The sequence below is a fragment of the Pseudomonas sp. 2 genome (assembly GCF_056627435.1).
In genome coordinates this window covers 40,730-61,880 of record NZ_JBWXNG010000013.1, presented here as the reverse complement: position 1 = coordinate 61,880, position 21,151 = coordinate 40,730, and the positions used below count along the sequence as shown (strand labels likewise).

The window sequence follows — 21,151 nt, the reverse complement described above, 5'->3', positions numbered from 1 at the left end:
TCCATATTTTCCTTTTGACGATCAAGACGATAGGGGCTACCGCTAGCCTCAGCGGTGCTCTATCGCGCGGAAAAAAAATCTTTGAAACCGTCGACGGATTCCCGCGACACCTGCGTTTAACCCTTCAACTGCACCCACTTTCGCGTGCAGGCATGAAGGAGTTGTCATGAGGGTCCCACGATCTCTGGCCAGATTACGCTACGCCCTGCTCATTCCCGTCGCCCTTGCAGCCCTGGCGAGTGCGCCGGTTGACGCGCGGGAAATCATCATCCGCGAGGCCCCGCCGCCCATGCGCATGGAACCGGTGCCCGGTGCACGCCCAGGTTATGCCTGGGATCAGGGCCACTGGCGCTGGGACGGTCGCGCCTATGTCTGGGCGCCCGGCCACTGGCAGCGCATGCGCCCCAACGCCCATTGGCAGCCAGGCCACTGGGTAGCACGCGGCCCGAACTGGTATTGGGTACAAGGTCGCTGGGTGCGCTGAACCATTGGTGGGGATGTGGTCTGTAGTATCAGTAGATGCTACTGAATATTTCAGCCCTGTCCCCGCCAGCCCCCGATCCATGACGTGGCTGCCCCAGTAACCGGACCGAGACACGCCATATTGAACGAAACTGATCCGGACCTTGAGCTATTGGCCCGCGTCGGCAACAACGAACCGCAGGCCTTCAAGGAGATGGTGTCACGCAAGCTCCCGCGCCTTCTCGCGCTGGCCAGCCGCCTACTGGGCGACGCCGAAGAAGCCCGTGACGTGGCGCAGGAAAGCTTTATCAGGCTATGGAAACACGCAGCCAGCTGGCGCAGCGGCCAGGCCCGCTTCGACACCTGGCTGCACCGGGTGGCGCTGAACCTTTGCTACGACCGCCTGCGCAGCCGCAAGAACACGCTACAGGTCGATGACCATTTTCTGGCCGAAGTGCCGGACAACGCGCCGTCACCTGACGAAGAAATGCAAACTCAGGCGCAACACGCGCAAATGACGGCCGCACTGGCCGCATTGCCGGACCGCCAGCGCGAGGCCATCGTTTTGCAGTATTACCAGGAACTGTCAAACACCGAAGCCGCAGCCTTGATGCAAATCAGCGTCGAGGCGCTGGAAAGCCTGTTGTCCCGCGCCAGGCGCAATTTGCGCACTCATTTAGCCGCATCCGATCTTGCTCCGTCACAGCAGCGCAAGGCCAGCCCAGGGAGAGGAAAACCATGACGCCCGAACGATTCGCCCGGCTTGCAGACACCTACGGCGGCGATCTCAAGCGCTGGCCCATGGCTGAGCGTGAGGATGCCCGCGCAATGCTGGAATCCGGTGACGCAACGGCACGCGAGGCATACCAGCGCGCTGCCTGGCTGGATCGTCAACTGGACAGCCATCGCGCCGCCCTGCCCGATCCACGGCTGATCAGAGACGTGTTGGCGTCGGCGTTTGTCACCGAACGCCTGTCGTTCTGGAGCCGGTATGCAGACTGGCTTTCGCGCCTGGGCTTCGTTGGCGCGGGCCTGGCCGGAATCGCTGCCGGCATGCTGGTGGCTTCCCTTGCCTTGCCGCTGGCCAACACGCCCGACCTGCTGCCCAGTGTGTTCGACCACGCCGATGCGGAGCTGATACTGGGCCTGGACGCCGAGGAGGCCGATCAATGAGCCAGACGCCGGGAGGGCTGAAAAAATGGTTGATCGCTTCAGTGCTGATCAACGTCTTTCTCATCGGTGGCGTGGCGGGCGGCCTGTATCAATGGTCCAGCCGTGCGCACCCGCCAGCACCCCTGGTCCAGCACGGTCTGCGCAAGGCGTTGGCGCAACTGCCTGAAGCGCGCCGTCATCAACTGCGCCGACTGCTGCGCGAAACCCGCAGGGAAAACCAGTCACTGATTGCCGCCAGCCGCCAGGCCCATCTGGATGTCATCACGCGCCTGCAATCGCCGACACTGAACCGGGACGCCCTGGACGCCGATCTGGACCGTGCGCGCACTGCCGACATCAGCCTGCGCACCCGCGTCGACGCCACCCTGGCGGACTTCGCCGCGACCCTGCCGGTCGATGAACGCCAGAAGCTGGCCGATGCAATGACCGGCCAGCGCCAGGGCGCGCCTCGCAAAATGATGAAAGAGTAAAAACCGGCGACGGATTTTTTCGGTTACTGCGTTGAATCCTTGTACGCCCGACCAATCAGGCGCGGGCCAGCTTGATACAAGGATTCCACATGTTGCGATTCAGCAAAGCCGCATTACTCGCCACAGCGGTCGCGATCACGCTGTCCGGTTGCGTCGTCGAACCGGTTCACCCGCGCCGCCCGCCACCGCCAGTGGAAGTCGTCCCGGTCATGCTCGCACCAGGCGCGCAGTGGGTACCGGGGCACTACCGCTGGGCCGGCAACCAGTGGCTGTGGATGCCCGGGCATTGGCGTCGTTACTGATCTTCGCTCTCCTGCAAGCGGGCGAAGTCGCGTCCGGGTGGCGTGCTAGCATCGCGAGTACTCCCCCGGATACCGACTCGATAAGGAAGCCCTGATGCTGGAGCAACACACCTTCGCTGCGTTTCTGTTCGACATGGACGGCACGCTCACCAACTCCACCGTGGCTGCAGAGCGGGTCTGGACCCAGTGGGCACTGAGCAAGGGCGTCAATGTGCAGGAACTGCTGGCGTCCATTCACGGCGTGCGCTGCATCGACACGCTGCGCCGCCTGAATCTCCCGGGTGTCGATCCGCAAGCCGAAGCCCAGCGCCTGACCAAAATGGAAATCGAAGACGTTGAAGGCGTGATCGCCATCGAAGGCGCTGCGCGGTTCATCGCTGCACTCCCCCGCAATCGCTGGGCGGTGGTCACCTCGGCCCCGCGTCAACTGGCCGAGCGCAGGATTCTTGCCGCCGGCCTGCCGCTGCCTGAGGTGATGGTCACCGCCGAGGACGTCGAACAGGGCAAACCCGCGCCGGACTGTTTTCTGTTAGGCGCTAAACGCTTGGGAGTGAAGGCAGAGGATTGCCTGGTGTTCGAGGACGCGCCGGCGGGCATCGCAGCGGCACAGGCCGCTGGCGCCAAAGTGATGGTGGTTACTGCGGCGCATACCCACGCGCTCGAAACAGAGCATCCTGCATTGAACAGTTACGATGCCTACAGCGTTACGGTCGATCAGCAGGGGCGCCTGCAATTGCGCCCCAACTGACCAAGGCGCCACTCAGTCGATCAACTGAGCATCGCGCAAAGCGCCCAGTGCGGCCTGCCAGCGCGGGTGCTGGCGGTACTCGGTGGTCGCCAGGCCTTGGCCGCGCATTCTGCCGATCCGCGCCGGTGCAGTGATCTTCATCCGCTGCGCCGCGCTGAGTGCCAGTTCGGCAGCCGCGCGATCGTTACATACCAAGCCCATGTCACAGCCCGCCGTCAGCGCCGCCTCGATGCGGCTGGCGGCATCACCCACCACATGGGCGCCGGCCATGGACAGGTCGTCGCTGAAGATCACGCCATCAAAACCCAGCTCGCCGCGCAGGATGTCCTGCAACCAGCGACGGGAAAAACCGGCAGGCTGCGAATCGACCTGCGGGTAGATGACGTGCGCCGGCATGACCGCCGCCAGTTGCTTGCTCAATTTGGCGAAAGGCACCAAGTCGTTGGCGCGGATCGTCTCCAGGCTGCGCTCGTCGTTGGGGATCGCCACGTGGGAATCCGCCTCGGCCCAGCCATGCCCCGGAAAGTGCTTGCCGGTCGCCGCCATGCCTGCGTCACCCATGCCGCGAATGAATGCTCCGGCCAGCAGCGCGGCACGCTCAGGATCGCCCTCGAACGAGCGGCTGCCGACCACCGCGCTGCGTTGGTAATCCAGGTCCAGCACCGGCGCGAAGCTCAGGTCCAGCCCGACCGCGAGCACTTCGGTGGCCATCAGCCAGCCGCACTGCTCGGCGAGGAACTCGGCGTTAGGATTGTCGGCAATCGCGCGCATGGCGGGCAGGCGCACGAAGCCCTGGCGCAGGCGCTGGACCCGACCGCCCTCCTGATCCACCGCCAGCAGCAGGTCAGGGCGGATGGCGCGAATCGACGCGCACAACTCCCGGACTTGGCGCGGGCTTTCGATGTTGCGGGCGAAAATGATCAGGCCGCCGACTTCGGGCTGGCGCAGAAACTGACGGTCTTCGGCGGTCAGCCAGGTGCCGGCGACGTCCACCATCAGGGAGCCTTGCAGGCCAGAATTCATATGAAGATCCTTCAACAACCAATGCGTGTGCGGCATGGTGAGGGATCGACGGGTGCGATGCAAATCCACGGCACCCGTTTGCGGGCAAGGTCAGACTTTGGCAGGGGCTGGCGCTGCGCTTTTGCTGCGCGGTTTGAGCTGGGCGCTGATCATCGCCGAATCGGTGACGCCGGTTTCGGCGCGCATGCCGGCGGCGAGGAACGGCACCATCAGGCGCATGACCTGTTCGATGGAGGTATTGACGCCGAAATCGGTCTCGGCGATGGCGCGCAAGGCCTTGATCCCGGACATGCTGAACGCGGCAGCGCCGAGCATGAAGTGCACCCGCCAGAACAGTTCGATCGGCGGAATGCGAGGCGCGGCCTCGTTGACCAGCAGCATGTAGCGGCGGAACACCTTGCCGTACATGTCTTCCAGGTAACGACGCAGGTGCCCCTGGCTCTGACTGAACGCCAGGCCCAGCAGGCGCATGAAGATCGACAGGTCGTTGCCGCTGCGAGGCTGCACCACGAGCGCCTGCTCGACGAGAATTTCCAGCAGTTCTTCAAGGCTGGGCTTGTGCTCAGGCTTGGCCTGACGGCGCTCGAGCTCTTTGTCCAGGCTCAGGCAGAACGGCCCGAGAAACCGTGAGAACACCGCCTGGATGAGGGCCTTTTTTGAACCGAAGTGGTAGTTCACCGCCGCCAGGTTTACCGACGCCTTGCTGGTGATGAGCCGCAATGAGGTTTCGGCAAAACCCTTCTCGGCGAACAGCTGTTCTGCCGCATCGAGAATTCGTTCAACTGTTTCCGACTGAGCCATGGTTTTTCGCCTGACAAACACTTGTTTGAAACATACGTTTCAAGGCATTTCCTGTCAACCCTGCCCGTTCGTTTTCTGTCTGCCCGGTCACGCCATTTAACCATACAAACCGGCACTTGCAGCCAGTGCCTGCACGAACCTGCAGGGTTCTTTCAGAGACCGCCGGGCGCCCGGCCTGAAAAGGAGGATTGCCAAGACGCGATCACTGTATATAATCCCAGTCACTGTATAAAAAGACAGAGCGACATACATGATCAAGCTGACAGCACGCCAATCCGAAATCCTGGACTTCATCAAACGCTGTCTCGAAGACAACGGCTATCCGCCCACCCGCGCGGAAATCGCTCAGGAACTGGGCTTCAAGTCCCCCAACGCGGCCGAAGAGCACCTCAAGGCGCTGGCTCGCAAGGGCGCCATCGAGATGACCCCGGGCGCCTCCCGCGGCATCCGCATTCCCGGCTTCGAAGCTAAGACCGAAGACAGCAGCGGCCTGCCAATCATCGGCCGGGTGGCTGCCGGTGCGCCGATCCTGGCCCAGCAGCACGTCGAGGAATCCCTGGCCATCAATCCGGCGTTCTTTCACCCCAGCGCCGACTACCTGCTGCGGGTCCACGGCATGAGCATGAAGGATGTCGGCATCCTCGATGGCGACCTGCTGGCCGTGCACACCACCCGCGAGGCCCGCAACGGCCAGATCGTCGTGGCGCGCATCGGCGACGAAGTCACCGTCAAGCGCTTCAAGCGTGAAGGCAGCAAGGTCTGGCTGATCGCCGAGAACCCTGAATTCGCCCCCATCGAAGTCAACCTGAAAGAACAGGACCTGATCATCGAAGGGCTGAGCGTCGGCGTGATTCGCCGCTAAGGAGAACGTTCATGCAGTTCCCACAGACACCGCAACAACATGCACAACTGCCCTTGTTCGAAGCGTTCATGGCGCCAGGCGGCGCCCTGCTCGACGCTCCGCTGCTTCAGATGCCGGTACTGGACGACGTGGTCCAGAAGCCCTGGAACAACGAAGCGGAAGTCTTCAGTGAATTGTCATTGCGCGGCGCTGCAGGAAACTGCCTGAACCTGCTGGCGCCCATCCTTCGGGATTTGAGCCAGGACTCCAACGATCGCTGGCTGACACTGATCGCCCCGCCTTCGAGCGTCACCCAGGCCTGGCTGCGTGACGCGGGCCTGAACCGGGAACGCATTATCCTGATGCACCCGCGCGGCAACCAGACCGCACTGGAGCTGACCCGCGAGGCCCTGCGCCTGGGTGTCAGCCATACGGTGGTCAGCTGGATCAGTCCATTGTCCGCCAGCGCACGCCAGCAACTGGTCAGCGCCGCCCGAATCGGGGACGCACAGAGCCTGAACATTCGCCTGGGCTAGAACGGATGGAAATGCAGAAAGGAATGCGGCCAGGCTTCCCTGTGGACGGGAAGCCTTGAAACAGGCATGAATCCCGGGCGGGATCAGTGCAGGACCCGAGGCCCCTCTTCTTCTTTGGTCAGCTCGCCTTCAGCCAGGCGACCTGCCATTTGCACGCCGACGCTGAGCATCGCCTTGGCGACTTCGACGTGTTGGCCTTGCAGAAATGCCTTGGCATCCTCGGAGAAGTTCAAGGTCACCAGCGACCCCTCATCCTCGGCGCGGCGCAGTTCGATGCGGCCGTCAGGCAGTTCGACAATTTCCAGAAAAGAGGTTGGCATCAGGGCAGTTCTCCACGAAAGACGACCATTGTAACAGCCTGATGACGCAGGCCCTAGTCCGTCGATCAATCGGACGTTCGGTTCAGCACTCGCTCAAGCCTTCGCGGAAGCGAATGGCCAGCCCTTTGAGCTGCTGGCGCCAGCTTTCCATTTCCTCACGGGTCAGCTCAGGCTCCGGCTCGTCCTCGGCACCCACCGAAATGATCAACGGCTGGGTCACGTCACCCTTGGGCTTGCTTGGCGCCTTGGGCGGCTGAAACAGCGCGTTGTAGGACGCCAGCAACTGCGCCAGCCAGGTTTCGCGCTGTTGCGCCAATTCCACCAGCTCGGCCATTTCCGGAATGGCGATCGATTCCAGCACCTGCGGCGTCAGCAGCGCCTCGGCACGGGGCGAATTGGCCTGGGGCAAGCGATAGAAACCGGCAATCTCGTGGCACAACCCCAGCAGCGCGCCATACAGGTGGAACACCGCCGATTCGCGCTCGGCCTGCTCCAGGCCCTGGGCATTCATCGCACCACTTGTCTTGGCCTTGGCCATCGCTTCCAGCGCCAGCCCGGCGAAGAAGATTTTCTGATTGGTGCGTGTATAGAGTTCGCGAGCCATGAACGTGGCCTCCACCCAAATAAATAGAAACAGGTCGCCCTGGCAAAAAAATCCCCCGAGACGCAAAGCGCACCGGGGGACTGTGTTTTAACGCAAAGCGGGTGCGCTGGCCAGTCGGCTCAAGCGCACGGGATCAGCGCTTGTCTTCGACCTTCCAGGTGCCGCCATCGTAGAACGCGCGCCAGCCGGTCGGCTTGCCGTCCACTTCGGTCTGCACATATTGCTCCTTGGACTTGCGGCTGTAACGGATCACCGCCGGACGGCCATCAGGGTCCTTCTGCGGCGCTTCGCACAGGAAGTGGTACTTCGGATCGATCTCGGCCTTGTGCGGCACGATCTCCAGCACCAGCGGCGCGCGGGTCTCGCGGTTTTTCGGGAACTGGCTGGCAGCCAGGAACAGCCCCGAAGCGCCGTCACGCAAGATGTAGGTGTCGTCGACCTTCTCGCACTTGAGTTCCGGCATCTTCACCGGGTCCATCTTCGGCGGTGCTGCTTCGCCGTTTTTCAGCAGCTTGCGGGTGTTCTTGCAGTTGGTGCAGCCGAAGAACTTGCCGAAACGGCCAGTCTTGAGCTGCATCTCGCCGCCGCACTTGTCGCATTCGACGCTCGGGCCTTCGTAACCCTTGATGCGGTAGCTGCCTTCTTCGATCTCGTAGCCTGCGCAATCCGGGTTGTTACCGCAGATGTGCAGCTTGCGCTTCTCGTCGAGCAGGTAGGCGTCCATCGCCGTGCTGCAGATCGGGCAGCGATGCTTGCCGCGCAGCACGCGGGATTCGGACTCGCCCTCGTCGTCTTCGGCGATTTCGTCGCCCGGCGTCAGGTTGACGGTGGCCTTGCAGCGCTCTTTCGGCGGCAGGCTGTAGCCCGAGCAGCCGAGGAACACGCCGGTGGACGCAGTACGAATCTGCATCGGACGGCCGCAGGTCTTGCACGGGATGTCGGTCATCACCGGCTCGTTGGCGCGCATGCCGTTGTCGCTGGCTTCGGCCACTTCGAGCTTCTTGCGGAAATCGCCGTAGAACTCGTCGAGCACGTTCTTCCAGTCACGTTCGCCCTGAGCCACGTCGTCGAGGTTTTCTTCCATGCCGGCGGTGAAGCCGTAGTCCATCAGGTTGGAGAAGCTCTCGGACAGGCGCTCGGTGACGATGTCGCCCATCTTCTCCGAGTAGAAGCGGCGGTTGTGCAACGCCACATAGCCGCGGTCCTGGATGGTCGAAATGATCGCCGCGTAAGTCGACGGGCGACCGATCCCGCGTTTTTCCATTTCCTTGACCAGGCTCGCTTCGGAGTAACGCGCCGGCGGCTTGGTGAAGTGCTGGCTCGGGTCGAGCTTGATCAGCTTCATACTGTCGCCCTGGGCCATGTCCGGCAGCACGTCGTCGTCGCCCGGCTTGCTCATCTGCGGCAGCACACGGGTGTAACCGTCGAACTTGAGGATGCGGCCCTTGGCGCGCAGCTCGAACTCGCCAGCCGTCACGCTGACGGTGGTCGACAGGTATTGCGCAGGCGGCATCTGGCAGGCCACGAACTGGCGCCAGATCAGGTCGTACAGGCGCTCGGCGTCACGTTCCATGCCCGACAGCTTGCTCGGGTGGGTGTTGACGTCGGACGGACGAATCGCTTCGTGGGCCTCTTGGGCGCCTTCCTTGCTGCTGTAGACGTTCGGCGCGTCCGGCAGGTACTTCTTGCCGAACTCGTTTTCGATGTAGGTGCGGGCCATGGCCACGGCGTCCGCCGACAGGTTGGTCGAGTCGGTACGCATATAGGTGATGTAACCCGCTTCGTACAGACGCTGGGCCATCATCATGGTTTTCTTCACACCGAAGCCCAGACGGTTGCTCGCCGCCTGCTGCAGGGTGGAGGTGATGAACGGGGCCGACGGCTTGCTGCTGGTCGGCTTGTCTTCACGCTTGGCGATGCTGTAGGCGGAGACCTTGAGCTTCTCCAGCGCGGCCATGGCCTGGGCTTCGTTCAGCGGCTTGAAGGCCTCGCCGTTCTCGCGGGCGACTTCGAAGCGCACCTTGGCGCCCTTGGCAGTGCCCAGGTCGGCGTGGACTTCCCAGTACTCTTCAGGGATGAACGCACGAATCTCGCGCTCGCGCTCCACCACCAGCTTGACCGCCACCGACTGCACACGGCCTGCGGACAGGCCACGGGCGATCTTCTGCCACAGCAGCGGCGAGACCATGTAACCCACGACGCGGTCGAGGAACCGACGCGCCTGCTGGGCATTGACGCGGTCGATGTCCAGTTCGCCCGGCTGGGAGAATGCCTCCTGGATGGCTTTCTTGGTGATCTCGTTGAACACCACGCGCTTGTAGCGATTGTCGTCACCGCCGATGGCTTCGCGCAGGTGCCAGGCAATGGCTTCCCCTTCGCGATCCAAGTCCGTTGCCAGATAGATGGTGTCGGCATCCTTGGCCAGGCGGCGCAGCTCGTCGATCACCTTCTCCTTGCCGGGAAGGATTTCGTACTTGGCTTTCCAGCCGTGCTCTGGATCGACACCCATGCGCGCGACCAGCTGGCGCTTGGCCTTTTCCTTGGGCGACAGCGCAGGCGCTTCAGAGGCGGTCTTGCCCTTCTTCGCGGCAGGCTCTTTGGCGGCGCTCGCCGAACCGCTGGTGGGCAGGTCTCGGATATGGCCGATACTCGACTTCACCACGTACTGGCTGCCCAGATACTTGTTGATGGTCTTGGCCTTAGCCGGGGATTCCACAATGACCAGCGATTTGCCCATGGATCGGAAAATTCCTAATGCAAGAAAAAAAGACGTTGGAGCTCAAGAGGCCCCGCTATATATAGTGGCTACAAGGTGAGGTCAAGCAGAGGCTACTGCAAGGTCTCGCCTCAGGACCTTGAAAAAAGGTCAGGTTCGGCCGTGACCAAAGCAAAGCGCGGCACTTGCTCGCCGTCAACCTCGACCGACTCCAGAAACATGCTCAAAGGGCGTACCCACAAGCCGTATTCGCCATACAGGGCCTGATAGAACACGACTTCCTCTTCTGTCTCCGAATGCTTCGCGACACCGAAAACACGGTACTCGGGGCCTTTGTAGTGACGGTAGAGACCTGGCTGTAGCTGCATGTCGCGGACCTCAGGGTTTGACCCGAAAAAAACTTTCAAAAAACGTTTCGCAAGAAATGCAAAAGCCGGGGCACCCGGCCCCGGCTCGCAACCTCGCAGCGCTTAGATGCGCTCGAAAACGGTCGAGATACCCTGACCCAGGCCAATACACATGGTGGCCACACCCAGGGTGCCGCCCTTCTGCTTCATGACGTTGAGCAAGGTGCCGGAAATCCGCGCGCCCGAGCAACCGAAAGGGTGACCCAGGGCGATGGCGCCGCCATGCAGGTTAACCTTCTCGTCCATCTTGTCGAGCACTTTCAGATCCTTCAGTACAGGCAAGGCCTGTGCGGCGAAGGCTTCGTTGAGCTCGAAGTAGTCGATGTCGGCGATGCTCAGACCCGCGCGCTTGAGCGCTTTCTGGGTCGCCGGAACCGGGCCGTAACCCATGATCGCCGGGTCAACACCGGCCACTGCCATGGAGCGAATCACTGCCATCGGCGTGATGCCCAGGTCCATCGCACGCTGGCCCGACATGACGATCATGCACGAAGCGCCGTCAGTGATCTGCGACGACGTACCCGCGGTCACGGTACCACCTTTGGGGTTGAACGCAGGCTTGAGGGCGGCCAGGCTCTCCAGGGTGGTCTCGGGACGAATGGTCTCGTCGAAGTCGTACATCTTCAGGAAGCCGTTCTCGTCATACCCGTGCATCGGGATGATCTCGTCCTTGAACTTGCCTTCCACGGTCGCCTGATGCGCCAGACGATGGGAACGCACGCCAAAGGCGTCCTGCGCCTCACGGGTGATGCCGTGCATCTTGCCGAGCATTTCGGCGGTCAGGCCCATCATGCCCGAGGCCTTGGCCGCGTACAGCGACATGTGCGGGTTCGGGTCGACACCGTGCATCATGCCCACATGGCCCATGTGCTCGACGCCGCCGATGACGAACACGTCGCCGTTGTTGCTCATGATCGCCTGGGCGGCGGTGTGCAACGCGCTCATCGACGAGCCGCACAGGCGGCTGACGGTCTGCGCCGCCGAAGTGTGGGGGATCTGGGTCATTAGCGACGCCATGCGCGCGATGTTCCAGCCCTGCTCCAGGGTCTGGTTGACGCAGCCCCAGATCACGTCCTCGACTTCCGCCGGGTTGACCTTGTCGTTGCGCTCCAGCAGTTTGCTGATCAGGTGCGCCGACATGTCTTCGGCGCGGGTATTGCGGTGCATGCCACCCTTGGAGCGGCCCATCGGGGTGCGACCGAAGTCGACAATCACCACGTCTCTAGGATTCAAGCTCATATTCTCACCTGTTCGTTGGGCACTTAGCCGAAGAAGCGCTGGCCGGTCTTGGCCATTTCACGCAGCTTCGCCGTGGGGTGGTACAAAGCGCCCAGATCAGCGTACTGGTCAGCCAGGGCAACGAATTGGGCCACACCGATCGAGTCGATGTAACGCAGCGCACCGCCACGGAACGGAGGGAAACCGATGCCGTAGATCAGGCCCATGTCGGCCTCGGCTGCGGTGTCGACGATGCCGTCTTCCAGGCAGCGTACGGTTTCCAGGCACAGCGGGATCATCATCCAGTTGATGATGTCCTCGTCGCTGACTTCGCGCTGTTCGTAGACGATCGGCTTGAGCACTTCGAGCACCGAAGCGTCGACCACTTTCTTCGGCTTGCCGTTCTTGTCGGTCTCATAGGCGTAGAAGCCCTTGCCGTTCTTCTGGCCCAGACGATTGGCCTCATACAGCGCATCGACGGCAGAACGACGGTCGTCCTTCATGCGGTCAGGGAAGCCTTCGGCCATGACGTCGCGGCCGTGGTGGCCGGTGTCGATGCCGACCACGTCCATCAGATAGGCCGGGCCCATCGGCCAGCCGAACTTCTCCATCACCTTGTCGATGCGTACGAAGTCGACGCCGGCGCTGACCAGCTTGGCGAAGCCGCCGAAGTACGGGAACAGGATGCGGTTGACCAAAAAGCCCGGGCAGTCGTTGACCACGATCGGGTTCTTGCCCATTTTCTTGGCGTAGGCCACGGTGGTCGCCACCGCGACTTCGCTGGACTTCTCGCCACGGATCACTTCCACCAGCGGCATCATGTGCACCGGGTTGAAGAAGTGCATGCCGACGAAGTTTTCCGGACGCTTGAGCGCCTTGGCCAGCAGGCTGATGGAAATGGTCGAGGTGTTGGACGCCAGGATCGCGTCCTCGCTCACCTGCCCTTCCACTTCAGCCAGTACCGCTTGCTTGACCTTCGGGTTCTCGACAACGGCTTCGACGACGAGGTCGACATGGCCGAAATCGCCGTAGGACAGGGTCGGACGAATCGCATTCAGCGCTTCGGCCATCTTCGCAGGCGTCAGGCGGCCCTTCTCCACGCGCTTGCCCAGCAGCTTGGACGCTTCGCCCAGGCCCAGCTGGATGGCTTCTTCGCGGATGTCCTTCATCAGGATCGGCGTGCCTTTTACCGCCGACTGATAGGCGATGCCGCCGCCCATGATACCGGCGCCCAGTACGGCAGCCTGGTTCACGTCCTTGGCGACTTCGTCGTAGATCTTGGCTTTCTTTTTCAGTTCCTGATCGTTCAGGAACAGGCCGATCAGGCTCTCGGCAGCCGAGGTCTTGGCCATCTTCACGAAACCGGCGGCTTCAACTTCCAGCGCCTTGTCACGACCGAAGTTGGCGGCTTTCTGGATGGTCTTGATCGCTTCGACCGGCGCCGGGTAGTTCGGGCCTGCCTGGCCGGCCACGAAGCCCTTGGCGGTTTCGAAGGCCATCATCTGCTCGATGGCGTTGAGCTTCAGCTTGTCCAGCTTCGGCTGACGCTTGGCCTTGAAGTCGAACTCGCCGGAAATGGCGCGCTTGATCAGGTCCAGCGCGGCGTCACGCAGTTTTTCCGGGGCGACGATGGCGTCGACCGCGCCCACTTTCAGGGCGTCTTCGGCACGGTTGTCCTTGCCGGAGGCGATCCACTCGACGGCGTTATCGACGCCGATCAGGCGTGGCAGGCGCACGGTGCCGCCAAAGCCCGGGTAGATGCCCAGCTTGACTTCCGGCAGGCCGATCTTGGCGCTGGTGGACATGACGCGGAAATCCGCTGCCAGGCACATTTCCAGGCCGCCACCCAGGGCGATGCCGTTGATGGCCGCCAGGGTCGGTACGTTCAGGTCTTCGAAGTCGCTGAAGATCTTGTTCGCTTCAAGGTTGCCGGCAACCAGTTCGGCCTCGGGCAGCTTGAAGTTGTCGACGAATTCGGTGATGTCGGCGCCGACGATGAACACGTCCTTGCCGCTGGTGACGATGACGCCCTTGATCGAGGCGTCGGCCTTGATGGCTTCCACGGCCTGACGCAGGTCGTTGAGCGTGAGGCGGTTGAACTTGTTGACGGACTCGCCCTTGAGGTCGAAATTCAATTCGACGATGCCACTTTCAAGAGCCTTAACCGTGATGGCTTTACCTTCGTAAATCATCAACTGATCTCCACGATATGGAAGCTGAACAATACGCGTCAGACGCTGAAATCCGGCAAAAAACACGACGTTTGCGTCGATGCAACCACCAAAAGCCAGGTACCCCGTCGACACGATTCGGGCGTCTGTAAGAGCGTTCCTACGGCAAACGCTCAATTCATACGGCCGTTTGATTTGGGTGCGCCTACCTTCTGCCATATTCCAGCAATTGTCAATTCGCCAGACAGCGGGCATAACCGGCAAATCACAGGTAAAAGACACATTTGATGAATGAGCATTCAGAAAAATGATTGCGTTCAATGCGCGGTGCAGCGGCTAAACGCTGGAAGCGACGACCGGCACGCATTTCTGGAAAAAACTGCAGGCGCGCAGCAGACAAATGCACCAATAAGGTCTACATTCTGCGCACCGCGCCTCAAGACGGGTCATTTTTCGTCAGGATCGCAAGTCGGTCTTGACCGAACACGCGGCATTGCACCGCTTCGATACCGCCCCTTGAGCACAAAAGCATTATCGGCCTGCCTGGCCAAACCCCAGCCCGATGTTGTTATCGGGCTTTTTAATGCCTGCGATTTGCCCCTCACCGCGTTCAGGCCAGGGTCTTGAGCACCGCAGCAATGCGCTGCAACACTTCTGTATCACCCTTCTCGGCCCAGTAAACAGCGATCAACTGCTTGCCTGCCTCGACCTTGTAGACATCACTGGGCAAGGTGCGCAAGTGGTCCAGCAATTGCGTGTCTGCACAGGGTTCGCGCCACTGATTGACCCACTCACCCGGCGCCATTTGCCAGTAGGCCCAGCTGTCAGGCTCGCGGCTTCGACGGGGACGATGGTATTGCGCACAGGGGCTTGGCGGCTCTGCGGGCAGCCAGTGCGGCCACTCCTGAGGGATCAACTGCATCGCCAGGCCCATGCGCCGCGCCTCCATGCGCATGGCCATGCGGCCGCTCTGGGAACGCGACGGGCGCAGCCACACCAGCGGACTTAAAACGACAGCAACGATTGACAGCACTATCCACAGCGTCATATGTCTATGCCCCTGTCGCGGGGAGCGACTTGAAAAAACGGCGTGCCATGAGGCGCGTGAAAAGAGCCATAATTAAAACCATCGCAGACCTCAGAAGGAACATCCCATGTCCTATGAACATATTCTGGTAGCCGTGGACCTCACTGAAGAGTGCGATCCTGTGATCAAGAAGGCCATCAAGCTGGCCGTGGCCAGCGGCGCCAAGCTGTCGCTGGTGCACATCGTCGAACCCATGGCCATGGCCTTTGGCGGCGATGTGCCGATGGACCTGTCGCAACTGCAACAGCAGCAGTTCGACCAGGCCAAGGAAAAACTCGAAGCCCTGAAACTCAAATACCCCGACGTGCACACCGGCGACAGCCACCTCACCTACGGCCAGCCGCGTCAGGAAATCCATCAATTGGCCAAGCAGCACCATGTCGACCTGATCGTGGTCGGCAGCCATGGCCGCCACGGCCTGTCGCTGCTGCTGGGCTCCACCGCCAATGACGTCCTGCATGGCGCGCCTTGCGACGTATTGGCCGTGCGCCTGGTCAAGCGCGCGGAATAATCCTCGCCCCGACGTTAAAAAGCCCGAACCCTGCAAAGGGCTCGGGCTTTTTTCATGTCGGCACTTCAGCCAGTCACTCGTCCAGCTCGGCCCAACGCTCGACCAGTGCGTCCAGCTCGGCATTCAGTGCTTCCAGAGACGCCAGTACCTTGGCGGTTTCCCCCGCCGGGCGCTGGTAGAAACCGGCCTCGGCGATCTCGGCCTCGACCGCAGCGATCTGCTGCTCCTTGGCGTCGATTACGCCCGGCAACGCTTCCAGCTCGCGCTGCAGCTTGTAGCTGAGTTTTTTCTTCGCCACCGGCGCTTCGGCTGCAACCGGCGCGGGCGCAGGCGCTACCGGCTCGACCACCGCCGAGTTGAGCTCGGCCTTGCCGGACTTGCCTTCAGTCACGCCCAGCAGGCGCGGCGAGCCGCCCTGACGGATCCAGTCCTGATAGCCGCCGACGAACTCGCGGACCTTGCCCTCGCCTTCGAACACCAGGGTACTGGTGACCACATTGTCGAGGAAGGCCCGGTCGTGGCTGACCATCAGCACGGTGCCCTTGAAGTTGGACAGCACTTCTTCCAGCAGCTCGAGGGTCTCGACGTCCAGGTCGTTGGTCGGTTCGTCGAGCACCAGCAGGTTGGCCGGCTTGCTGAACAGCTTGGCCAGCAGCAGGCGCGCGCGCTCGCCACCGGACAGCGCCTTGACTGGCGTGCGGGCACGTTGCGGGCTGAACAGGAAGTCGCCCAGGTAGCTCAGCACGTGACGGTTCTGGCCGTCGATCTCGATGAAATCGCGCCCTTCGGAAATGTTGTCGATGACGGTCTTTTCCAGATCCAGCTGATGACGCAGCTGGTCAAAGTACGCCACTTCCAGGTTCGTCCCGACTTCGACCTTGCCCGCAGTCGGCGTGAGGTTGTCGAGCATCAGCTTGAGCAATGTGGTCTTGCCGGTACCGTTGGCGCCCAACAGACCGATGCGGTCTTCGCGCTGCAGGACCATGGAAAAGTCCTTGATCAGCGTAGGGCCGCCCGGATGTGCGAAGCTGACGTTTTCCAGCACCATCACCTGCTTGCCGGATTTCTCGGCGGTGTCCAGTTGGATATTGGCCTTGCCGGTGCGCTCACGACGCTGGCTGCGCTCCACCCGCAGGGCCTTGAGCGCCCGCACGCGGCCTTCGTTACGGGTACGACGGGCCTTGATGCCCTGACGAATCCACACTTCCTCCTGGGCCAGGCGCTTGTCGAACAGCGCGTTGGCGGTTTCTTCGGCGGCCAGCGCCGCTTCCTTGTGTACCAGGAAGCTGGCGTAGTCGCCGTTCCAGTCGATCAGACCGCCACGGTCCAGTTCGAGGATGCGCGTGGCCAGGTTCTGCAGGAAGGAGCGGTCGTGGGTGATGAACAGCACCGCGCCCTGGAATTCCTTCAAGGCTTCTTCAAGCCAGGCAATGGCACCGATGTCCAGGTGGTTGGTCGGCTCGTCGAGCAGCAGAAGATCCGGCTCGGCCACCAGCGCCTGGGCCAGCAGCACGCGACGACGCCAGCCACCGGACAGCTCGGCCAGGGTCTTGTCCGCCGGCAGTTGCAGGCGGCTCAGGGTGCTGTCGACCAATTGCTGCAGACGCCAGCCGTCACGGGCTTCGAGGTCCGATTGCACGTGCATCAGCTTGTCGAGGTCTTCGGCGGTGACGATGTTCTGGCTCAGGTGGTGGTATTCAGCCAGCAGCGCGCCGACACCGTCCAGGCCTTCGGCCACGACATCGAACACGGTGCGGCCATCGGCCACGGGCAATTCCTGGGGCAGTTCACCGATCTTCAGCCCCGGCGCGCGCCAGACGCTGCCGTCGTCGGGCAGTTGCACGCCCTTGACCAGCTTGAGCATGCTGGATTTGCCGGTGCCGTTGCGACCGATGATGCAGACCCGCTCACCACGGGCGATCTGCCAGGACACCTTGTCCAACAACGGCATGGCGCCGAACGCAAGGGACACATCGCTTAATTTGAGCAGGGTCATGAGCTTCTCCAAAAACCGGGCGCGCATTCTACCTGAGATGGGGTTGGGTGGGGTTTTAAATAGTTATGTTGTTGCTATGTGCATGGCATTGGATCGTTACCCTGATGCCCTTCGGGCCTTTTCGCGAGCAAGCTCGCTCCCACATTTTTTGCAACGTGCCATGGCCTGATGGACCGAGTTGTTGGCCTTGGTGGCCGGCAAGAGATCCCTGGTCCGTCACAGAGGCTGCGCACTCGGTCCATCAGAATGCGGCACGTTGCAAAAAATGTGGGAGCGAGCTTGCTCGCGAATAGGCCCGCAGGGCACCAAAGTAAGAATCCTAAGCCAACCACCTCTACCGTTTGTTTCGATGTATGACCATCAACACACCAACCCTTCAACCCACGCTGGCAAAAGGCTAAGCTAGCGGCACTTTTCACGATTCATCTGCACGGAAGTCTCATGCGCAGTCGTTTGTTCAGCCTTTTGTCCTGCCTGCTTCTGTCGGCCACCGCGGCCCAGTCTGTCCACGCGGTGGATCTTGCGACCCAACGCCAATACTACGATCAAGCCAAGCGTGCGCTGGCCAAGGGCGATGCCGGTCCGTACCGCATGTACGGCGCAGCCCTGGCCGATTATCCGCTGGAGCCGTATCTGGCCTACGACGAACTCACGGCGCGCCTGAACACCGCGAGCAACGAGGAAGTCGAGCGCTTCCTGGCCGAACACGGTGACCTGCCCCAGGCCAACTTCATGAAGCTGCGCTGGCTGCGCCTGCTGGCGTCCCGCGGCGACTGGCAACCGTTCGTCAAGTACTACGACCCCAAGCTCAATTTCGTCGAGCTCGACTGCCTCAACGGCTCCTACCAGCTCAGCCACAATATGCGCTCGGAAGGTTACGCCAACGCCGAGCGCATCTGGATGACCGGCAAGCCCCTGCCGCCCGCCTGCGACGCCTTTTTCACCCAGTGGGCGGTGGAAGGCCAGCTGACCGAGCAGAAGCGCTGGCAACGCGCCAAGCTCGCGGCCCAGGCACGCAACTACGCGCTGGCCAACCAACTGGTCAACAGCATGACCACCCTCGCCCCTCAGGGCCGGCTGCTGATCGCGGTTGCGCAAAAGCCGGAAATGGTCAACAACCAGGGCCAGTTCATGCCGGCCGACGAGGCGATGTCCGACGTGGTCGGCCTGGGCCTGCGGCGCCTGGCCAAGCAGGATCCGCAACGGGCGATGGAGCTGCTCGACAGCTACTCGCCGGTGCTGCGCTTCTCCCATGAGGAACAGGTGCAGATCGCCAAGGAAATCGGCCTGACCCTGGCGCGCAGCTACGATGGCCGCGCCCTGGAGGTGATGACCAAATACGACCCGGACCTGCGCGACAATACCGTGACCGAATGGCGCCTGCGCCTGTTGCTGCGCCTGGGCCGCTGGAACGACGCCTATGAGCTGACCCGCCGCCTGCCGCAGGATCTGGCCACCACCAACCGCTGGCGCTACTGGCAGGCTCGCTCGCTGGAACTGGCGCAGCCCAACAACCCGCAATTGCCGGCGCTATATAAGGCGGTGTCGAAGGAGCGCGATTTCTACGGCTTCCTCGCCGCCGATCGCACCCAGACCCCCTACATGCTCAACAACAAGCCGTTGATGCTCAGCCAGGCCACCATCAACAAGGTGCGCAACACGCCGGGTGTGCGCCGGGCGCTGGAGTTCTACGAGCGTGGCGAAGTGGTCAACGGCCGCCGCGAGTGGTACCACGTGACCCGTCGCTTCAGCCGCGACGAAATGGTCGCCCAGGCCAAGCTGGCCTACGATATGCGCTGGTACTTCCCGGCCATTCGCACCATCAGCCAGGCGCAGTACTGGGACGACCTGGACATCCGCTTCCCCATGGCCCACCGCGACACACTGGTGCGCGAAGCACAGATCCGCGGCCTGCATTCGAGCTGGGTGTTCGCGATCACCCGCCAGGAGAGCGCGTTCATGGACGACGCCCGTTCAGGCGTCGGCGCCACTGGCCTGATGCAACTGATGCCGGCCACCGCCAAGGAAACCGCGCGCAAGTTCAGCATCCCGCTGGCCTCGCCCGCGCAAGTCCTGGACCCGGACAAGAACATCCAGCTGGGCGCGGCCTACCTGAGCCAGGTTCACGCGCAGTTCAACGGCAACCGCGTGCTCGCCTCCGCCGCCTACAACGCCGGACCCGGCCGCGTGCGGCAGTGGCTCAAGGGCGCGAACCATCTGGCGTTCGATGTCTGGGTGGAGAGCATTCCGTTCGACGAAACCCGGCAGTACGTGCAGAACGTGTTGTCGTACGCGGTGATCTACGGCCAGAAACTCAACGTGCCGCAGCCGCTGGTGGACTGGCATGAGCGTTTTTTTGATGATTTGTGAGTGACGCCGCTCCATCCTGTGGGAGCTGGCTTGCTGGCGAATGCGGTGGGTCATCCGACGGATGAAGTGAATGACTCTGCGCATTCGCCAGCAAGCCGGCTCCCACGGCCTTCGGCCAGAAACCCATTAAGTCACCTTACTCCAGCACCTCGACCGGCATCCCGACCTCCAGAATGCCGGGCCCGTCGTTGACCATGTTCTGGCCGAACCAGACCTCCCCTTCCTTTTCCCGATAGGTCTTGAGCGTGCTCAACGGCTCACGGTCGTCGCTGCGCACGCCGGTGGCCGGGTCGATGGTAGTGAGGATGCAGCGCGAGCAGCCCTTGAGCAGGCGGAACTCCATGTCGCCGATACGAATACGCTTCCAGCCGTCCTCGGCGAAGGCTTCGGCGCCCTCCACCACCAGATTCGGGCGGAAACGCAGCATTTCCTGAGGGCGGCCGATCTTGCCTGAAAGATCGTCCAGCGACGCCTGACCGATCAGCAGCAGCGGGAAACCGTCGGCAAAACCCACCTTGTCGTCCACCGTGCCGTAGCCCGAAGGCAACCAGCGCGCACGTTCCTTGGGAATGTGCACCATGCGCGTCGGCTTGCCGATGAATTCGCTGACCCATTGCGCGGCCTCATCGCCCGCATCCGGCACCCGCAAGGTGTCGCGCCAGACGGTAACACCGCGCAGGTTGGCTTCTTCGTTCGCAGGCAAGGCAACGTCGAGCGGCGCGATGCCAGGCGCTGACAGTGTGACGCCGCCCTTCTCGTTCCACAGTACCGAGAGTTGCGACATATGCGGCAAGGCGCGTTGGGTCAAGAACCTGCCACTGGGCTCGTCGACCAGCATCCAGCGTCGATCTCCGCTCAACCCCAGTTCGTCGAAACGGGCCTCCCGCAGCGGCTCGGCCTTGCAGGATTTGAGGGGGTACCGGTACAGCGCGCTGAGGTGCATGGACGCTTCCTTGAGATGGCGTAAGTGGCTGGTCATTTTATACGAGGTGGTGGTTTGACGAGCGGTACAGATCCGGTGTTTTTGGTGACGCTGCTGTTTTTGGTTCTGGACTGCTCAAGATCAAGAGCGCTCTTCCTAACGTCAGATCTGTTTCGACTTCGTCGAGTTACTTGAAAGGACCAAGTAACCAAGTCCTTCTGCTCCTGGTTTGGCCCGACTTCGTCGGGTCCCTTCATTCCGGTCCCGCTCCGTGGGCCCGGCGCGATTGGTGTCGTCTGAGCTATCGCGCACAAAAATCATAAGCAAACCTCGACCGTAGCAGCACGGCTTGCCGGCGGTCTGGCGCGCAGCGGCAGTAAAATCAGGCGACTTGGCCTTATCAGGTACACCGCGTGCGCAGGATTTGCTGCCGCTTCGCGCCAGACCGCCGGCAAGCCGGACTGCTACGGGAC

Annotated in this window: 21 protein-coding genes; 10 read left to right on the top strand and 11 right to left on the bottom strand. The window is 62.1% G+C overall.

What is annotated here, in order from left to right:
• Positions 1-166 precede the first annotated feature (166 nt).
• The 6 genes from AC1MEK_RS20815 to AC1MEK_RS20790 all read left to right on the top strand — a co-directional run bounded on the left by AC1MEK_RS20815 (position 167) and on the right by AC1MEK_RS20790 (position 3,155).
• The gene (locus AC1MEK_RS20815) at positions 167-484 is read left to right on the top strand and encodes a YXWGXW repeat-containing protein (RefSeq protein ID WP_480398157.1); all 318 of its coding nucleotides are present in this window, start codon (positions 167-169) and stop codon (positions 482-484) included.
• A gap of 120 nt (positions 485-604) precedes the next feature.
• Complete coding sequence (locus AC1MEK_RS20810) at positions 605-1,204, top strand: RNA polymerase sigma factor (RefSeq protein WP_480398156.1); 600 nt, start codon at positions 605-607, stop codon at positions 1,202-1,204.
• Positions 1,201-1,635 carry a hypothetical protein gene (locus tag AC1MEK_RS20805; protein ID WP_480398155.1) on the top strand — a complete coding sequence of 145 codons (435 nt, stop codon included), beginning with the start codon at positions 1,201-1,203 and terminating at the stop codon, positions 1,633-1,635. The genes AC1MEK_RS20810 and AC1MEK_RS20805 overlap by 4 nt, the downstream gene beginning before the upstream one ends.
• Entirely contained in the window at positions 1,632-2,105 is a 474-nt protein-coding gene (locus tag AC1MEK_RS20800; protein ID WP_480398154.1) for a periplasmic heavy metal sensor, read from the top strand. The genes AC1MEK_RS20805 and AC1MEK_RS20800 overlap by 4 nt, the downstream gene beginning before the upstream one ends.
• 89 nt (positions 2,106-2,194) lie before the next feature.
• Positions 2,195-2,407 (top strand): YXWGXW repeat-containing protein, encoded by a 213-nt coding sequence (locus AC1MEK_RS20795; protein WP_480398153.1) that lies wholly within the window; start codon positions 2,195-2,197, stop codon positions 2,405-2,407.
• 94 nt (positions 2,408-2,501) lie between these two features.
• Positions 2,502-3,155: an HAD-IA family hydrolase gene (locus AC1MEK_RS20790; RefSeq protein WP_480398152.1), complete on the top strand. Its 654-nt coding sequence runs from the start codon at positions 2,502-2,504 to the stop codon at positions 3,153-3,155.
• Positions 3,156-3,167: 12 nt separating this feature from the next.
• Here the strand turns inward: AC1MEK_RS20790 and nagZ are convergent, their stop codons facing one another.
• Together nagZ and AC1MEK_RS20780 are read right to left on the bottom strand one after the other, a co-directional pair.
• The gene (nagZ, locus tag AC1MEK_RS20785) at positions 3,168-4,166 is read right to left on the bottom strand and encodes a beta-N-acetylhexosaminidase (RefSeq protein ID WP_480398264.1); all 999 of its coding nucleotides are present in this window, start codon (positions 4,164-4,166) and stop codon (positions 3,168-3,170) included.
• A gap of 102 nt (positions 4,167-4,268) precedes the next feature.
• Entirely contained in the window at positions 4,269-4,979 is a 711-nt protein-coding gene (locus AC1MEK_RS20780) for a TetR/AcrR family transcriptional regulator (RefSeq protein WP_480398151.1), read from the bottom strand.
• Between the two features lie 250 nt (positions 4,980-5,229).
• Between AC1MEK_RS20780 and lexA the strand changes: the two genes are divergently transcribed.
• Both lexA and sulA read left to right on the top strand, forming a co-directional pair.
• Positions 5,230-5,841 carry a transcriptional repressor LexA gene (gene lexA / locus AC1MEK_RS20775; RefSeq protein WP_480398150.1) on the top strand — a complete coding sequence of 204 codons (612 nt, stop codon included), beginning with the start codon at positions 5,230-5,232 and terminating at the stop codon, positions 5,839-5,841.
• 11 nt (positions 5,842-5,852) lie between these two features.
• Entirely contained in the window at positions 5,853-6,356 is a 504-nt protein-coding gene (sulA, locus tag AC1MEK_RS20770; RefSeq protein ID WP_480398149.1) for an SOS-induced cell division inhibitor SulA, read from the top strand.
• 83 nt (positions 6,357-6,439) lie between these two features.
• Here the strand turns inward: sulA and AC1MEK_RS20765 are convergent, their stop codons facing one another.
• From AC1MEK_RS20765 to AC1MEK_RS20735, 7 genes are all read right to left on the bottom strand, one after another.
• Complete coding sequence (locus tag AC1MEK_RS20765; RefSeq protein WP_093467610.1) at positions 6,440-6,676, bottom strand: hypothetical protein; 237 nt, start codon at positions 6,674-6,676, stop codon at positions 6,440-6,442.
• Between the two features lie 82 nt (positions 6,677-6,758).
• Positions 6,759-7,280: a DUF6586 family protein gene (locus tag AC1MEK_RS20760; protein WP_480398148.1), complete on the bottom strand. Its 522-nt coding sequence runs from the start codon at positions 7,278-7,280 to the stop codon at positions 6,759-6,761.
• Positions 7,281-7,413: 133 nt separating this feature from the next.
• The gene (topA, locus tag AC1MEK_RS20755) at positions 7,414-10,017 is read right to left on the bottom strand and encodes a type I DNA topoisomerase (RefSeq protein ID WP_480398147.1); all 2,604 of its coding nucleotides are present in this window, start codon (positions 10,015-10,017) and stop codon (positions 7,414-7,416) included.
• Between the two features lie 110 nt (positions 10,018-10,127).
• A complete protein-coding gene (locus tag AC1MEK_RS20750) occupies positions 10,128-10,364 on the bottom strand; it encodes a DUF1653 domain-containing protein (protein WP_480398146.1) in 237 nt (78 codons plus the stop codon).
• A gap of 102 nt (positions 10,365-10,466) precedes the next feature.
• Positions 10,467-11,642 carry an acetyl-CoA C-acyltransferase FadA gene (gene fadA, locus AC1MEK_RS20745; protein ID WP_480398145.1) on the bottom strand — a complete coding sequence of 392 codons (1,176 nt, stop codon included), beginning with the start codon at positions 11,640-11,642 and terminating at the stop codon, positions 10,467-10,469.
• A 23-nt stretch (positions 11,643-11,665) separates the two neighbouring features.
• Positions 11,666-13,813 carry a fatty acid oxidation complex subunit alpha FadB gene (fadB, locus tag AC1MEK_RS20740; RefSeq protein ID WP_480398144.1) on the bottom strand — a complete coding sequence of 716 codons (2,148 nt, stop codon included), beginning with the start codon at positions 13,811-13,813 and terminating at the stop codon, positions 11,666-11,668.
• A gap of 589 nt (positions 13,814-14,402) precedes the next feature.
• On the bottom strand, positions 14,403-14,840 hold the full coding sequence (locus AC1MEK_RS20735; protein ID WP_480398143.1) for a hypothetical protein: 438 nt from the start codon (positions 14,838-14,840) through the stop codon (positions 14,403-14,405).
• A gap of 106 nt (positions 14,841-14,946) precedes the next feature.
• Between AC1MEK_RS20735 and AC1MEK_RS20730 the strand changes: the two genes are divergently transcribed.
• Positions 14,947-15,390 carry a universal stress protein gene (locus AC1MEK_RS20730; RefSeq protein WP_480398142.1) on the top strand — a complete coding sequence of 148 codons (444 nt, stop codon included), beginning with the start codon at positions 14,947-14,949 and terminating at the stop codon, positions 15,388-15,390.
• Between the two features lie 73 nt (positions 15,391-15,463).
• Here the strand turns inward: AC1MEK_RS20730 and AC1MEK_RS20725 are convergent, their stop codons facing one another.
• On the bottom strand, positions 15,464-17,386 hold the full coding sequence (locus AC1MEK_RS20725; protein ID WP_480398141.1) for an ATP-binding cassette domain-containing protein: 1,923 nt from the start codon (positions 17,384-17,386) through the stop codon (positions 15,464-15,466).
• Positions 17,387-17,827: 441 nt separating this feature from the next.
• On the opposite strand from AC1MEK_RS20725, the gene AC1MEK_RS20720 reads away from it, so the two are divergent.
• Positions 17,828-19,756 carry a transglycosylase SLT domain-containing protein gene (locus AC1MEK_RS20720; protein ID WP_480398140.1) on the top strand — a complete coding sequence of 643 codons (1,929 nt, stop codon included), beginning with the start codon at positions 17,828-17,830 and terminating at the stop codon, positions 19,754-19,756.
• Positions 19,757-19,892: 136 nt separating this feature from the next.
• On the opposite strand, the gene AC1MEK_RS20715 is transcribed toward AC1MEK_RS20720, so the two are convergent.
• Positions 19,893-20,699, bottom strand: coding sequence for an MOSC domain-containing protein (locus AC1MEK_RS20715; RefSeq protein WP_480398139.1), 807 nt, complete (start codon positions 20,697-20,699; stop codon positions 19,893-19,895).
• Positions 20,700-21,151 lie beyond the last annotated feature (452 nt).

What these genes read in the sequence shown, in the direction of transcription:
- lexA (WP_480398150.1), top strand. Translation starts at nt 5,230, where the DNA reads ATGATCAAGCTGACAGCACGCCAATCCGAAATCCTGGACTTCATCAAA.
- topA (WP_480398147.1), bottom strand. Translation starts at nt 10,017, where the DNA reads ATGGGCAAATCGCTGGTCATTGTGGAATCCCCGGCTAAGGCCAAGACC.
- AC1MEK_RS20780 (WP_480398151.1), bottom strand. Translation starts at nt 4,979, where the DNA reads ATGGCTCAGTCGGAAACAGTTGAACGAATTCTCGATGCGGCAGAACAG.
- AC1MEK_RS20715 (WP_480398139.1), bottom strand. Translation starts at nt 20,699, where the DNA reads ATGCACCTCAGCGCGCTGTACCGGTACCCCCTCAAATCCTGCAAGGCC.
- AC1MEK_RS20790 (WP_480398152.1), top strand. Translation starts at nt 2,502, where the DNA reads ATGCTGGAGCAACACACCTTCGCTGCGTTTCTGTTCGACATGGACGGC.
- AC1MEK_RS20730 (WP_480398142.1), top strand. Translation starts at nt 14,947, where the DNA reads ATGTCCTATGAACATATTCTGGTAGCCGTGGACCTCACTGAAGAGTGC.
- AC1MEK_RS20815 (WP_480398157.1), top strand. Translation starts at nt 167, where the DNA reads ATGAGGGTCCCACGATCTCTGGCCAGATTACGCTACGCCCTGCTCATT.
- AC1MEK_RS20750 (WP_480398146.1), bottom strand. Translation starts at nt 10,364, where the DNA reads ATGCAGCTACAGCCAGGTCTCTACCGTCACTACAAAGGCCCCGAGTAC.
- sulA (WP_480398149.1), top strand. Translation starts at nt 5,853, where the DNA reads ATGCAGTTCCCACAGACACCGCAACAACATGCACAACTGCCCTTGTTC.
- fadB (WP_480398144.1), bottom strand. Translation starts at nt 13,813, where the DNA reads ATGATTTACGAAGGTAAAGCCATCACGGTTAAGGCTCTTGAAAGTGGC.
- AC1MEK_RS20765 (WP_093467610.1), bottom strand. Translation starts at nt 6,676, where the DNA reads ATGCCAACCTCTTTTCTGGAAATTGTCGAACTGCCTGACGGCCGCATC.
- AC1MEK_RS20720 (WP_480398140.1), top strand. Translation starts at nt 17,828, where the DNA reads ATGCGCAGTCGTTTGTTCAGCCTTTTGTCCTGCCTGCTTCTGTCGGCC.
- fadA (WP_480398145.1), bottom strand. Translation starts at nt 11,642, where the DNA reads ATGAGCTTGAATCCTAGAGACGTGGTGATTGTCGACTTCGGTCGCACC.
- AC1MEK_RS20760 (WP_480398148.1), bottom strand. Translation starts at nt 7,280, where the DNA reads ATGGCTCGCGAACTCTATACACGCACCAATCAGAAAATCTTCTTCGCC.
- AC1MEK_RS20735 (WP_480398143.1), bottom strand. Translation starts at nt 14,840, where the DNA reads ATGACGCTGTGGATAGTGCTGTCAATCGTTGCTGTCGTTTTAAGTCCG.
- AC1MEK_RS20725 (WP_480398141.1), bottom strand. Translation starts at nt 17,386, where the DNA reads ATGACCCTGCTCAAATTAAGCGATGTGTCCCTTGCGTTCGGCGCCATG.
- AC1MEK_RS20800 (WP_480398154.1), top strand. Translation starts at nt 1,632, where the DNA reads ATGAGCCAGACGCCGGGAGGGCTGAAAAAATGGTTGATCGCTTCAGTG.
- AC1MEK_RS20795 (WP_480398153.1), top strand. Translation starts at nt 2,195, where the DNA reads ATGTTGCGATTCAGCAAAGCCGCATTACTCGCCACAGCGGTCGCGATC.
- AC1MEK_RS20805 (WP_480398155.1), top strand. Translation starts at nt 1,201, where the DNA reads ATGACGCCCGAACGATTCGCCCGGCTTGCAGACACCTACGGCGGCGAT.